General features: G+C 64.7%; 11 protein-coding genes. 1 reads left to right on the top strand and 10 read right to left on the bottom strand.

Annotated features, from left to right (window positions below):
* Positions 1 to 87: 87 nt before the first annotated feature.
* On the bottom strand, positions 88 to 981 hold the full coding sequence (locus AB4Y36_RS28055) for an NAD(P)/FAD-dependent oxidoreductase (protein WP_368684733.1): 894 nt from the start codon (positions 979 to 981) through the stop codon (positions 88 to 90).
* Between the two features lie 245 nt (positions 982 to 1,226).
* On the opposite strand from AB4Y36_RS28055, the gene AB4Y36_RS28050 reads away from it, so the two are divergent.
* Positions 1,227 to 1,859, top strand: coding sequence for a TetR/AcrR family transcriptional regulator (locus AB4Y36_RS28050; protein WP_342946355.1), 633 nt, complete (start codon positions 1,227 to 1,229; stop codon positions 1,857 to 1,859).
* A gap of 156 nt (positions 1,860 to 2,015) precedes the next feature.
* On the opposite strand, the gene AB4Y36_RS28045 is transcribed toward AB4Y36_RS28050, so the two are convergent.
* The 9 genes from AB4Y36_RS28045 to AB4Y36_RS28005 all read right to left on the bottom strand — a co-directional run bounded on the left by AB4Y36_RS28045 (position 2,016) and on the right by AB4Y36_RS28005 (position 13,405).
* Entirely contained in the window at positions 2,016 to 3,215 is a 1,200-nt protein-coding gene (locus tag AB4Y36_RS28045; RefSeq protein WP_069267330.1) for an amidohydrolase family protein, read from the bottom strand.
* A gap of 149 nt (positions 3,216 to 3,364) precedes the next feature.
* A complete protein-coding gene (locus AB4Y36_RS28040) occupies positions 3,365 to 4,564 on the bottom strand; it encodes a porin (protein WP_069267329.1) in 1,200 nt (399 codons plus the stop codon).
* A gap of 119 nt (positions 4,565 to 4,683) precedes the next feature.
* On the bottom strand, positions 4,684 to 6,435 hold the full coding sequence (araD, locus tag AB4Y36_RS28035; protein WP_342946357.1) for an L-arabinonate dehydratase: 1,752 nt from the start codon (positions 6,433 to 6,435) through the stop codon (positions 4,684 to 4,686).
* Between the two features lie 39 nt (positions 6,436 to 6,474).
* Entirely contained in the window at positions 6,475 to 7,401 is a 927-nt protein-coding gene (locus AB4Y36_RS28030) for an ABC transporter permease (protein WP_368684732.1), read from the bottom strand.
* Complete coding sequence (locus tag AB4Y36_RS28025; RefSeq protein ID WP_368603045.1) at positions 7,401 to 8,282, bottom strand: ABC transporter permease; 882 nt, start codon at positions 8,280 to 8,282, stop codon at positions 7,401 to 7,403. Before AB4Y36_RS28025 ends, AB4Y36_RS28030 begins: the two co-directional genes overlap by 1 nt.
* Positions 8,279 to 9,358: an ABC transporter ATP-binding protein gene (locus AB4Y36_RS28020; protein ID WP_069267326.1), complete on the bottom strand. Its 1,080-nt coding sequence runs from the start codon at positions 9,356 to 9,358 to the stop codon at positions 8,279 to 8,281. Before AB4Y36_RS28020 ends, AB4Y36_RS28025 begins: the two co-directional genes overlap by 4 nt.
* Positions 9,359 to 9,467: 109 nt before the next feature.
* Positions 9,468 to 10,568, bottom strand: a complete 1,101-nt coding sequence (locus AB4Y36_RS28015) for an ABC transporter substrate-binding protein (RefSeq protein ID WP_368603067.1) — start codon at positions 10,566 to 10,568, stop codon at positions 9,468 to 9,470.
* Positions 10,569 to 10,847: 279 nt separating this feature from the next.
* Positions 10,848 to 12,428, bottom strand: coding sequence for an aldehyde dehydrogenase (NADP(+)) (locus AB4Y36_RS28010; RefSeq protein ID WP_368684731.1), 1,581 nt, complete (start codon positions 12,426 to 12,428; stop codon positions 10,848 to 10,850).
* A 29-nt stretch (positions 12,429 to 12,457) separates the two neighbouring features.
* On the bottom strand, positions 12,458 to 13,405 hold the full coding sequence (locus AB4Y36_RS28005; protein ID WP_368603043.1) for a dihydrodipicolinate synthase family protein: 948 nt from the start codon (positions 13,403 to 13,405) through the stop codon (positions 12,458 to 12,460).
* Positions 13,406 to 13,541: the final 136 nt, after the last annotated feature.

Genomic DNA, 13,541 nt, shown 5'->3' with positions numbered 1-13,541 from the left:
TTGACTCGACGATCCGTCCTTCACCGCGCCGATCTACGCCGACCTTTTCGAAGGCGACGACGCAACGGGAGAAAGGAATCTGTGCTCTCAAACAACCATCGACTGCTGGGCGAAGATACCCGCCATCGCGCCCTGCGATGATGCCTGGGTGACCGAGGGCAAGAAGGGCGTGGCGAGGTCGCCGGCGGCGTAGATGCCGGGCATGCTGGTTTGGCGGCGCTCGTCGACCTTTAGGACGATACCGGTGGGCGTATCGACCGTGGCGAGGCCCAGTGATTCATGCAGGCTTGCGGACGGCCTGTTGCGCGGTTGGGCGAACAGAATATCGACCGCGACATTGCGACCGGTATCGAGATTGACGGTGGCGATATGGCCCATGTGATGGGCGATCTCGACGATCCGGCCATCGACGAGAGGTATGTTGCGGCGCGCCAGATCGGCCTGGATATCGGCCGCAATGTCATGACCATCGGCGAAGACAGTCAACTTGTCAGTCCAATCGCGGAACAGCCTGGCAGACTGGTGCGATTGCGGGCTGGACCAGACGAGGCCCCAATGCTGGCCGGCGACTTCAAAGCCGTCGCAATAGGGGCAGGGCACGATGGACGTGCCCCAGCTTTCGGCAAAGCCCGGAACATCAGGCATCTGGTCGGCGACGCCATAGCTCAGGATCAGGCGTCGCGCCCTCAGGCTTTCGTGATCGTCAGTGACGACGCAGAAATCGTCGATGGCGCCAGACACGCTCTCGGCTCGGGCATCGACCAGCCTGATCGTTGGATAGCGCACCAGCTGCTGCCGCGCCTCGACCAGGATGTCCAGCGGCGGCTTGTGATCGTGGCCGAGCAGGCCATGCGAGTGGCCGGCAAAGCGATTGCGCGGCCTGCCGGTATCGAGAACGGTGACCTTGCGGCGGGCACGGCCGAGCTGCAGGGCGGCGGCGAGGCCGGCAAAGCTGCCGCCGATGATGATGACGTCATTCATGGTGTTGGGCTCCGTGTTGTGGATGGAGGGGTCGGCTGGGCGTGGTGTGCAATATCGGCGGGCGATACGCGCTAGAGAGGGTCAGCGAGTAGGTGACCGGCCGGACAATGCCCCATTCGATGTCGCTGGGCGCCCCGGGGAACCCTGATTTGGACAACCGGTGAAACCACCCTTGGCTTGCACATTGCGATACTTAATGGTATCGTAATACATGAATTTGAATACTGTCAAGTACTGGAATTGACGTGACCGAAAACAGCCAGGGCCGGCGCGGCCGGCCCGCCAACGAGGCGCTTCGCCAAACGATCGTCGACGCCGCCTGCGAACTCTTTGTGGAATTGGGTTTTCAAGCGACGACCATGGACAAGGTCGCCCAGCGCGCGAAGATATCCAAGCTCAGCATCTATCGGCACTTCGAGAACAAGGAGGCGCTGTTCAGCGCGGCCATGGTGGCCCGCTGCGATCAGTTTGCACCGCAGGCCCTTTCTGAAGGCGTCGACGGTTCGGCCGAAGATCAGCTCATGGCGGTGGGATCATCCCTGCTTCGCACGCTGTTGAGCCCGGACGTCCGCAGTGTCGAAGCCATGGTGTTGGCCGACAAGACGAATCAACCGTCGTTAAGCAAGCTCCATTACGATGCCGGGCCCGCGCATGTCATCGCCCAAATCGAGGCCGTGTTGAGTCAGTTGCACGCGAAAGCGATTCTGAACGTACCCGACGCTCTCCAGTCGGCCCGCTTGTTTGCCGCGCTGTTCAAAGGATCCGATCTCCTGCTTATCGCCCGCTTCGACGAGGCGAGAGCAGAGGACGACAACGAAATCGAATCCTATTGCCGGTCGGCAGTCGCCATGTTCATCGCCGCGCACGGTGGCATCTAACGATGCCATCGCGGCCGATGAAGAACACGCAGAAGTTGCATACGCTGTTCTAAGTGGAACGACAGAGAAGGGTCGAACCGAGCCTTAACCTGGCAATCTGCGAAGCGCTTTTTGGCGGACCGAACGCGCCGCCGTGCTGCATGTCCCACCGATCACTTACACGATCCACTCCCCATCACGCACGACGACACATCCATTCGCGACAACCAGCTTGCGCTTGGGCCGCGCGACGACGGCCTGCGCGACGCTCTCCGCCTCGACGACCACGAGGTCCGCACGCGCCCCAACCTGCAGACCGTAGTCGGCGAAACCGCAGCCACGCGCGGCGGCCACGCTCACGCAGTCGAATGCGATAGCGATATCGTCGTCGCGCCGCAAGTCGTAGCGCAAGCCGATCAACATGGCACGCTCGAGCATGTCGGGCACGCCATACGGCGACCACGTGTCGCGAATGCCGTCGTTGCCGCCAAACACCGTCACGCCCCTGTCGCGGCAGACCTTGAGCGGCGGAACCGGGCACGAAGGCGGCGCGCTCGTCAGCAGCGCCACGCGCAGTTGCGCAATCCGGTCGATCAATGCGTCGCGCACACGCTCCGGCAACGCGCCCAGACAAAACGCGTGACTCACGACCACCTGGCCTTGCATGCCGAGCGCCTGCACGCGATCGAGCAGCAGTTTCAGCGTGAACGCCCCGACCTCGCCGGGTTCGTGCAGATGAATATCGATCGGCTTGCGATGGCGCTCCGCCAGTGCGAACGTGGCATCGAGCGAGGCCACGGGATCGCCGTCGATCAGCGCCGGGTCGAGCGCGCCGAGCACGTCGGCGCCGGCCGCCAGTGCGCTGTCGAGCAGTTCGACCGTACCGGGCCGGATCAGCATGCCCGACTGCGGAAACGCGACGATCTGCAGGTCGAGGACATCGCGCAGCGTCTGCCGCGTGGCGAGCACGCCTTCGAGGTAGCGCAACCGCGCGTCGGTGTCGATGTCGACATGGGTCCGCAGGCGCGTCGTACCGGCCTGCACGAATGCACGCGCCAGCGCGAGCGACTGGGCGGCGGCATCGTGGCCCGAGGTCCTGCGCCATTCGCGCTCGTTGGCGATGCGGTCGGTGAGCAGCGGCCCTACCTCGTTGCGATACCACGGGCGGCCCCAGTTGCTCTTGTCGAGGTGCGTGTGGCCTTCGACGAATCCGGGCAGCAGCAGCCCTGCGCCGCCGTCGACGACTGGTACGCCCGGCTGTGCCGCGACGTGGGGTCCGATTGCCTCGATGCGGCCATCGGCGAGCGCGACGCCAACGCGCTGGCCGTCGGCCAGCCTGACGTTGGAGAGATGAAGCGCGGAAGTCGTGAATGTCATGCCGATTCTCCGTGAAACATCGCAGGATCTTATCGATTCGGCCGGATATTCGAAGATTAGATGTTCTACTACCTCTGCCCGCAAAAAAAACGGCGGCGCCGGTTATCGACCCGGCACCGCCGAACATACTGCTTTCGGAGCGTGAAGACTTAGAAGCGGTGAATGATACCGATCGCGCCCGCCACCTGGCTGCGCGACGAGGACGGCGCGCTGTTCTGGCCATCGCCGATGTCGGCAGTCGCGTTGATGATGTTGCCCGCGCCGTTCGTGCCAAGCGTCTGACCGCCTGCGCGCTGGTACGCCTCGACGAAGTACAGACCCGTGCGCTTCGACAGCGTGTAGTACTGCGACAGGTTGTACTGTGCGTACGAAGCCGAGCTCTGGATGCCGTTGGCCTTGGTCGCGCGCGTGTAGGAGAACCCAGCCGCGAGGTCGAGCACGGTGATCGGCTTGTAGTGCAGCACGACGCCGCCCGTGTTCCAGATCTGCGTGTCGTGGAAGGACGAACCCGTGCCCGGAATGTACTGGACGTTCGAGTAAGCCACCGAAATGTCCCACTGCGAGGTGAACTGGTAGCCAGCTGTCACAGCCAGGCGCTGCTGCGACTGTGTCGTCTGGAAGCCGTTCGTGAGAGCCGACACGCCCGGCTCGCCATTGCTGTAAGCCGTCGAGTTCGCGCTCCATGCGCCGCCGTTAGGCGTCGCGTTGTGCAGGCGCTCGAAGCCTACGGCGATGCCTGCCGGACCGTGCAGGTATTGCGCGGCAAGGCTCCACGTCTGGCCTGCGCCGGTGCTGCCCGCCACGCCGCCCAGTGCATACATGCCGCTCACGGTCAGGCCCGCGATGTTCGGCGACGTATAGACCAGCGCGTTGTTGATGCGATAGATGGTGTCCATCGAGTCGATGTCGCCCGGGTGCGCGCCGTATGCGCCGGTCAGCCACGTGGTCGGGCTGTACGGCGAAAGCAGCGTGTAGTACGGGGCGTACTGGCGGCCGGCCGTCAGCGTGCCGTAGTTCGCGTTCGTGACACCCACGAACGCCTGGCGGCTGAACATCAGGTTCGTGGTTTGCTGTGCGCCCGTTGCCGAATTGAAGCCTTCTTCAAGGGTGAAGATCGCGCGCGTGCCGCCGCCCAGATCTTCGCCGCCCTTCAAGCCGAAGCGCGAACCGGCCCAGATGCCCTGCGCCATCTTGACGAGCGAACGTCCGCCAGAAGTCTTGCCCAGCGAGGTGGAGCTGCTTTGATAACCAATACCGTTATCGACGATACCGTACAGCGTGACGCTGCTTTGCGCGTGAGCGCCCAGCGCGGCGAGTCCAAGCGCGGAAGCGAGGATAGTCTTTTTCATCAGTCGTCCTATCTTTAGTCGTTGTGGTTTGATACTCGTTAAAACCCTGGTTGCTACATTGCCTCCTGTCCGGCAAGGAGCGCATCACCCCTGAAGCGCTCCCGGCCGAATTCGTCTCCTTAGTGAATCTCGGGTTCGCCGCCGGCGCTGGCGCACGAGCCGCCCACGCCGTCACGCTGCATGAAGTCGAACTCGCAGCCGTTGTTGGCCTGCATGACGTGCATCTGGTACATCGCGCCATATCCGCGCCTGAAGCGCGGTTCCGGTGCGACCCACGCGGCCTTGCGGCGCGCCATTTCCTCGTCCGAAATCAGCACGTTCAGGCGGCGCTCCGGCACGTTCAGCTCGATCAGGTCGCCGTCCTGCACGAGGGCGAGCGGACCGCCGATGAACGATTCCGGCGCCACGTGCAAAACGCATGCGCCGTAGCTCGTGCCGCTCATGCGCGCGTCGGAAATACGCAACATGTCGCGCACGCCCTTCTGCAGAATCTTTTGCGGAATCGGCAGCTGGCCCCACTCCGGCATGCCCGGCGCGCCGACAGGACCCGCGTGCTGGAGCACGATCACGCTGTTCTCGTCGCAGTCGAGCTCTTCACTGTCGATGCGCGCAGCCATGTCGTTGTAATCCTTGAACACTACGGCCTTGCCCGTGTGCACGTGCAAGCGCTTTTCCGCCGCACCGGGCTTGATGACGGCGCCGTCCGGTGCGAGATTGCCGCGCAGCACGGCGAGGCCCGTATCCGGCATGAGCGGCTTCGCGCGGCGATAGATTACCTCTTCGCTGTAGATTTGCGCGTCGGCGATGTTTTCGCCGAGCGTCTTGCCGTTCACGGTCATCTGCGTGCCGTCGATCAGCTCGCCGAGTTCCTTGAGCATCGCGCGCAGGCCGCCGGCGTAGTAGAAGTCCTCCATGAGGTACTTGCCGGTCGGGCGGATGTTCGCGAGCACCGGCGTGCGGCGCGCGATTTCATCGTACTGCGCGAGCGTGAGATCGACACCGGCGCGGCGCGCAAGCGCGATCATGTGGACGATCGCGTTGGTCGAGCCCGAAAGCGCGAGACACGTGGTCACGGCGTTGTCGACCGACTTGCGCGTGATGATGTCCGACGGCTTCAGGTCTTCCCACACCATCTCGACGATGCGCATGCCCGTCTTTGCCGACATCTGCGCGTGGCGCGAGTCCGGCGCGGGAATCGAGGCGAAGCCCGGCAGCGTGAAGCCCAAGGCTTCCGCGGCGCTCGTCATCGTCGATGCCGTGCCCATCGTCATGCAGTGGCCCGGCGAGCGTGCAATGCCGCCTTCGACGCCCTTCCAGTCCTCTTCGGTGATCTTGCCCGCGCGCAGGTCGGCCCAGTACTTCCAGGTGTCCGAACCCGAACCGAGCGTCACGCCGTTCCAGTTGCCGTTGAGCATCGGACCCGCGGGCAGGAAAATAGTCGGCAGATCCATCGAGATCGCGCCCATCAGCAGCGCGGGCGTGGTCTTGTCGCAGCCGCCCATCAGCACGACGCCGTCGGCCGGGTACGAACGGATCGTCTCTTCCGCCTCCATGGCGAGGAAGTTGCGATAGAGCATCGTGGTGGGCTTCTGGAACGGCTCGGAAAGCGTCTGCACCGGCAGTTCGATCGGGAAACCACCCGCCTGCCAGATGCCGCGCTTGACCTCTTCCACGCGCTGCTTGAAGTGCGTATGGCAAGGGTTGATCTCGCTCCACGTATTGAGGATGGCGATCACCGGTTTGCCCGCGTACTCCTCGCGGCTGTAGCCCATCTGCGCGGTGCGCGAGCGATGGCCGAACGACCGCAGGTCGTTCACGCCATACCAGCGGTGGCTGCGCAGTTCTTCGGGGGTCTTTCGCTTCTTGCTCATCTTGCGTTGCTCCAGGTGTTTCCAGTAAAGCCGCCGGCCCTAGCGCTGCTCCTTCACGCGCGACACGAGCTGTGTCGGGCTGACGAACTGCAGTGCCACCAGCACCCACGCGAGCGTGATGGCCATGTAGATCATGGCCATCGCGTCGATGGATTGCGGCGCACGCACGCCCGTCGAGAAGACGGCGTAGTACAGCGCAACCACCAGCGTCTGCGTGTCGGGCCCGGCGGTAAAGAAAGTGAGTTCAAACATGCCGATCGTGCGCACCAGCACGAGCAGCCCGGCCGCCAGCATCCCCGGCACGAGGAGCGGCAGCAATACATAACGGAAATAGCGGAACGTGTTCGCGCCGAAAATGCGCGCGGCCGACTCGAGGTTCGGATCGATCTGCTCGATGAACGGCGTCATCACGAGGATCACGAACGGCAGCGCGGGCACCAGGTTCGCGAGGATCACGCCGGGCAGCGTGCCCGCGAGGCCGATCTGGTACATCGCAGTGGCCATCGGAATACCGTACGTGACGGGCGGCACCATGAGCGGCAGCAGAAACACGAGCATGGCAATGCGCTTGCCTGGGAACTGCGCGCGCGCCAGAGCGTAGGCCGCGGGCACGCCCAGCGCGATGGACAGCAGCACGACCGAGCCGACCACTTCGAACGTCACCCACAGCACGCTCGAAAGCTGGAAGTCGCGCCACGCCTGCGCATACCAGTGCAGCGTGAAGCCCTGCGGCAGCGGCGTGCCGAACCAGCGTGTGGCGATCGAGTTCACGCCCACCGTGGCGATCAGCAGCACAACATTGAGCAGGAAGAACACCACGCCGCCCCAGACGAACACTTTCCAGAGCACGTCGGGCAGGCGCGAAGCGGGCCTGGCCTGCTCGACGTTAGCGGCGGGAGCGCTGCGCTCCTCGCCCGCCTGCGCACCCGTGCCGAGGCCGGCCGCGTTACGTTGATGGGCGCTCATCAGCCTTTCCCCCCGCTCACCGGGCCCGAGTAGAAGAAGCGCTTGGCGCTCAACATCGCGGCCACGACGATCAACTGCACGAAGCCCATCACGATGGCGATGGTCGAGGCGAGCGAGTAGTCATAGCTCTCGAACGCCGCCTCCGCTGCCGCAATGGAGATCACGCGCGTGGGACCCGCGGGCGCACCGAGCAGCACCGCCGAAGGAAACACCGAATACGCCTGCACGAACGACAGGCACGCGGCCATCGTGAGACCGGGCGCGAGCAGCGGCAAATAGATTTGCCGGAACTGCTGCCACGGGCCTGCGCCAAGCGTGGCCGCCGCCCGCGCGAGCGTCGGGTCGATGCCGGTGACGTACGAGAGCGTGAGCAGAAACGCGAACGGGAAACCCGAAACGATCAGCGAAATCAGCACGCCCCAATAGTTGTGCGTGAGCCGGATCTCTTCGTTCGTATACAGATGCAGTGCGTGCAGCGCCTGCGGGAACCAGCCGTTCGGGCCGAAGTAACTGAGCATGCCGTCGGCGATCAGCACAGTGCCGAGCGTGACGGGGATGACGAGCAGCGTGGTCACGAGCTTCTGGTACGGCGACTTGCGGCGCAGCGCGAAGGCCACCGGCAGGGAGAGCCCGACATTGATGATCGTCGCGGGCACCGCCAGCTTGAGCGTGACGAACACCGTGGGCCAGAGCGAAAGGTCGTGAACGAACTGCAGGTAATTCGCGAACATGCCCCCGCCGTTCATCGGCCTGAACGACAGGACGAGACCGTAGGCGAACGGATAGAGGAACATCGCGATGATGAAGCCGAGCGCGGGCGTGATGAGCCAGCCGCGAGAATCGCGCGGCGCCTTGACCAGCGACGGAAGGAGCGTGCTCATGACGCACGCTCCGCGTAGGCCAGCACGTGCGAAGGCGCGACGCGCAGCGTGGCGCGCTCGCCCGCTTCGAATTCGCCTTCCACGCGCGCCCACAGCTTGCCGAACGGCGCGTTGGCGAGCAGCAGCGAATCGCGGCCGCCGTATTCGACCATTTCCACTTCGACGTCGAAGGCGTTCGCATCGCCCGCGTTGGCGCGCTCGAAATCCTCGGGGCGCATGGCCACGGAAATTTCGCCGCCGTTCAATTCGCCCATCGGCACGCCTGTGAGCGTGATGCCCGAGGACGACATCGCAACATGCGCGCCCTGCTCGCCCGTCATGGCGAACGGCAGCACATTGCGAAAGCCCATGAAGCGCGCAACGTGCAGATTCGAGGGGCGGCTATACACTTCCTTCGGCGTCGCGACCTGCTGCACGACGCCCTCTTTCATCACGACGATGCGGTCCGCCATCGAAAGCGCTTCGTCCTGATCGTGGGTCACGTAAATCGTGGCGCGTTCGAGCTGCCCGTGAATGCGGCGGATTTCCGCGCGCATTTCGATGCGCAGCTTGGTGTCGAGGTTAGAGAGCGGCTCGTCCATCAGCACGAGCGGCGGCTCGATGACGATGGCGCGGGCAATCGCCACGCGCTGCTGCTGGCCGCCCGAAAGCTGGCCCGGCAGCTTGTTTTCATGGCCGACGAGCTGCACGAGCTGCAGCGCCTCGCGCGCGCGGCGCTTCGCCTCTTCGCGCGGCACGCCCTGCATTTTCAGGCCGAAGCCGACGTTTTCCAGCACCGTCATGTGCGGGAACAACGCGTAATTCTGGAACACCATGCCGAAGCCGCGTTTCTCGGGCGGCAACACGTCGATGCGCTGGTCATCAAGCCAGATGCTGCCGCTCGTGAGCGGCTGCAGACCGGCGATGCAATTGAGCGCCGTGGATTTGCCGCAGCCCGACGGCCCTAGCAGCGCGATGAATTCGCCGCGGCGAATATCGAGGTCGAGACCGCGCAGCGCGGCGAGCTGCGTCCCCTCTGCGCTAGTGAAGCTACGACACACCGAGTCGAGGCGCAGGCGATCGAAAGAATGCTTCATGACCCGTTCCTGATCAACAAGATCAACTACGTACGAATGGAACGCGGACGGCACTCAACCCGAATGAGCGACTCGAATACCGTCCGTCCATTGCTGATTCTTCCTCTCGTTACTGCGACTTCTGCGAACCGACTTCGCGGTCCCATTTCTGGAACGCCGCGACCATCGCCTGCGCCGAAAGCGGCTGGACATGCGGATAGGCCGTGAGCCACTTCGCGTACTCGGGGCGGCCGTATTTCGCGATCACGTCCTGGCTTTCCTTCGGCGCCATCTGCAGCGTGACGTCCTTCACTGCCGGGCCCGGATAGAAGTAGCCGTCGTCATACGTCATGGCCTGCTGCTGCGGCTCGAGCATGAAGTTCATGAGCTTGAGCAGCACCGCGAGCTTCTCTTTCGAAACGCCCTTCGGCACGACCATATAGTGGGCGTCGTTCACCCACGTCATGTTGTTGAACGCTTGCACCTTGAAGTCCGCCGGCACGATGCCGAGCGCGCGCGGGTTGATGTCCCAGCCCGTCACCGTCACGGTCATGTCGCGCGTGCCTTCGCCCAATTCCTTCATCACCGCCGAGGTGCCGCCCGGGTAGTACGGCACGCACGAGTTCAGCTCCTTCAGGAACGCCCAGGTCTTGTCCCAGCCGTTGATCGGGTCTTGCGGGTTCTTGTCGCCGAGCAGGTAAGGCAGGCCCATCAGGAACGTGCGGCCCGGACCCGAGTTGGCCGGACGCGCATAGATCAGCTTGCCGGGGTTCGCCTTGCACCACGTCAGCAGTTCCTGCGGCGTTTGCGGCGGCCTGGCGACCTTGGCCGGGTTGTATTCGATCAGCGGACCGGCCGGCATGTACGCCACTTCGAGGCCATAGCCTTGCGCCAGGTCCTGCATCTTGCGCGCGCCCGGCGCGTACTTGTCGAGCACGCCCGGCAGCGCGGCCTGCTGGTCGGGCAGCAGCTTCATCCAGAGATTCTGTTCGATGCCGGCGGCGAGCGCGTCGGTCCCCGTCAGCACGAGATCAATGTCGGCGCGACCGGCGGCCTGCATGGCCTTGATCTTGCCAGGCAACTGCGGTGCGGGCGCGTTGGTGTAAGTGATGTTGGAGACGAGATTCGGGTTTTTCGCCTTGAACGCTTCGAAAGCCTTCTGCGTGAGCTGCAGGTTACCGGCCACGTCGACTATGTTCAGCGAAACGGGATCGGCCTTTGCCGCGCTCATGCCGAGCGCCGCGGCGGCCGCCACACACACGGCCAGCACCCTGGCCTTCAAACGTCCATCGAACATCGCATCTCCTCACATCTCTGTTTATGGAATTTGTTCTACGCGACCCGTCGATTCTTGTATTTTCAAAGCCGGACACAGGATGCCGAACCACGCATCAAGTTGTCAAGCAACGTCAGGCTCTTTGTGAGACTACTGTGAGCCTCTTGTCGGGCTCCTTTTGGAGAAAGCGCCTGCAAGGCTTCTGCAGGCGCTTTTCTGACCGCTTTCGCGGGATTACTGCTTCACCAGCTCGCCGTCGCGCAAACGCCACAGCGCGAGCGGATTGTCGTTCTGCAGTGTGACCGGCAGCAGTTCGGCCGGCAGGTCCTGGTAGCAGACCGGACGCAGGAAGCGCTCGATCGCCATCGCGCCCACCGAAGTCGAGCGCGCGTCCGAAGTGGCCGGGAACGGGCCGCCGTGAACCATCGCATACGAGACTTCGACACCCGTCGGGAAGCCGTTCGCGAGAATGCGGCCGGCCTTGCGCTCGAGAATCGGCAAGAGGCGCGCGGCCATCGCGTAGTCGTCGCGGTCGATGTGCAGCGTCGCCGTGAGCTGGCCTTCGAGGTGCTCCGCCACGCGCGCGAGTTCCGCTTCGTCGCGGCACGCCACGACGACCGAGGTCGGCCCGAAGATCTCGTCCGACAACGCGTGCTGGGCGAGGAACTGCTCGGCGCTCGCCTTGAAGAGGACCGGCAGTGCGTCGCAATGCGCTTCTGTCTTCGTGCCTTCGGCGAGATTCTCGATGCCCGGCAGCTGCTTGCGCGCCGCAATCGCTTCGCCATACGTCGAGGCGATGCCGGGAGTCAGCATGCTCTGCGAGGGCTTCTGCGTGAGCGCGGCGCTCGCCGCCTTCACGAAGCGGTCAAGTTCCGGCGAGTCGATCGCGAACACGAGGCCTGGGTTCGTGCAGAACTGGCCCACGCCCAGCGTGAGCGAATCGACAAAGCCTTGCGCGAGCGCGTCGCCGCGGGCGGCCAGCGCCGCGGGCAGCACGAACATCGGGTTGATGCTGCTCATTTCGGCGTAGACCGGAATCGGCTCGGGACGCGCGGCCGCGATGTGCGAAAGCGCGAGACCGCCGCGGCGCGAGCCCGTGAAGCCCACGGCCTTGATAGCCGCGTGCGCCACGAGCGTTTCGCCCGCTTCGTTGCCGCCGCCGAACACGAGCGAGAACACGCCTTCGGGCAGGCCGACGTCAGCCACGGCCTGCTGGATCGCGCGGCCCACGAGTTCCGAGGTGCCCGGATGCGCGAGGTGCGCCTTCACGACGACCGGGCAGCCGGCAGCCAGCGCCGAAGCCGTGTCGCCGCCCGCCACCGAAAACGCCAGCGGGAAGTTGCTCGCGCCGAACACGGCCACCGGGCCGAGCGGGATGCGATGCGCGCGCAGGTCCGAGCGCGGTAGCGGCTTGCGCTCGGGCAGCGCCGAGTCGAGCACGGCGCCGCACCAGCGGCCGTCGCGCACGAGCGACGCGAAAAGGCGCAGCTGCCCGACCGTGCGGCCGCGCTCGCCTTCGAGGCGCGCCTTGGGCAGCGCCGATTCGAGATGCGCGCGCTCGATCAGCGCGTCGCCGATGCCGAGAATGCGCTCGGCGATCGCTTCGAGCAGGCGCGCACGCGTTTCGTGCGGGGCGGCGCGGAAGGCGTCGAACGCCTGCGCTGCGAGTTCACAGGCGCGCGCGACTTCGGCCTTGCCGCCGAGGCCGAAAGAAGGCTCGATCTCCTGGCCGAGCGCGGGCGCGAAGGCGCGCATCTCGCCCGCCTCGCCGCGCACCGCTTGCGCGCCCAACAACATGGCTCCAGTAATCTGCATGTTCGCTCCGTTCAAATGCTATCTGCCATTTATGCGCTGGCGGTCTGGGCCGTTGCGGCCAGCTTCTGCTCGAACGCGAGCAGCGCCCTGGCCGCGTCGCCGATCGCCGGCAGCGCCTCAGCGGGCGACTGCGAGAGCAGCGGCAGGATCGGACCCATGTCGGCAATGCCCGAGAGCGTCACGGCGTCATGCAGCACGCGGATGAGCGAGATGTTGTCGCGCAGCGTTTCGAGCGGCATGAAGGCATCGTAGAGGCGCTGGGCTTCTTCCGCACGGCCCTCCTTCGCGGCCTTCAGGAGCGCCATGATGGCGCTCGAAGCGATACAGCCCGAGCCCGTGGTCCAGGCAGCCAGACCGAAGTCGCGCACGTGGACCAGCGCCGGACGCTCACCCATTCCCGAGACGACCTTCGAGGCCGGCACGCTTTCCAGCAGGCGGCGCAGATACGGATCGTTCGCCGGGTCCTTGCGCACGATGGCGTACTTCACCGCAATGAGCGTGCCGCGGTCGATCAGGCGCACGAGCGTGTCGACGTCGACGTAGTCTTCGCTCTTGATATAGAGCGTGAGCGGAATACCGGCGGTGTCGGCGATACGCGCGAGACCGGCTTCGACGCCTGCGGGCGTGGTGAAGCCGGAGAGCGGCAGCACCATGGCCGTCTTGTATTGCGTTTGCGCGAGGATGCGCGCCTGGTCGAGCATCTTGCCGTAGTCGGGGCCGATGGCCGGAATCACGCGCGTTTCGGGCGCGGTGAGGCCGGCGAGCATGTCAAGCAACTCGCGGAATTCGCTCACGGCGACGTGGTACAGATTCGCATTGCCGCCGTACAGCAGCGTGCGAATACCGCCCGCTTCCATATGGCGGATCAGCTTGCGGTTCTGTTCGACGTCGAGGGAGAAGTCGGGGCGGCGTGCGAGCGGCGGCACTGCCATCACAGTCGAGGCGAATTCGCTCTCGACAATCGGGGACACGTTCATGAGGCCTCGTGCTGGGATGGTGGGTTGTCAATACCGGGCACAGTAGCACTGGCCCACCGTAGTTGTCAAACAACTTGTTGCATTTGTTGGGGTTTGTTCGGAGGGTATGACAACCGGGGTCCGCTCGCCCTTGCGC

The organism is Paraburkholderia sp. BR10936 (assembly GCF_040965735.1).
GTDB lineage: Bacteria > Pseudomonadota > Gammaproteobacteria > Burkholderiales > Burkholderiaceae > Paraburkholderia > Paraburkholderia nodosa_A.
The sequence above is the reverse complement of the archived record's forward strand: the minus strand, read 5'-3'. Positions and strand labels throughout refer to the sequence as shown.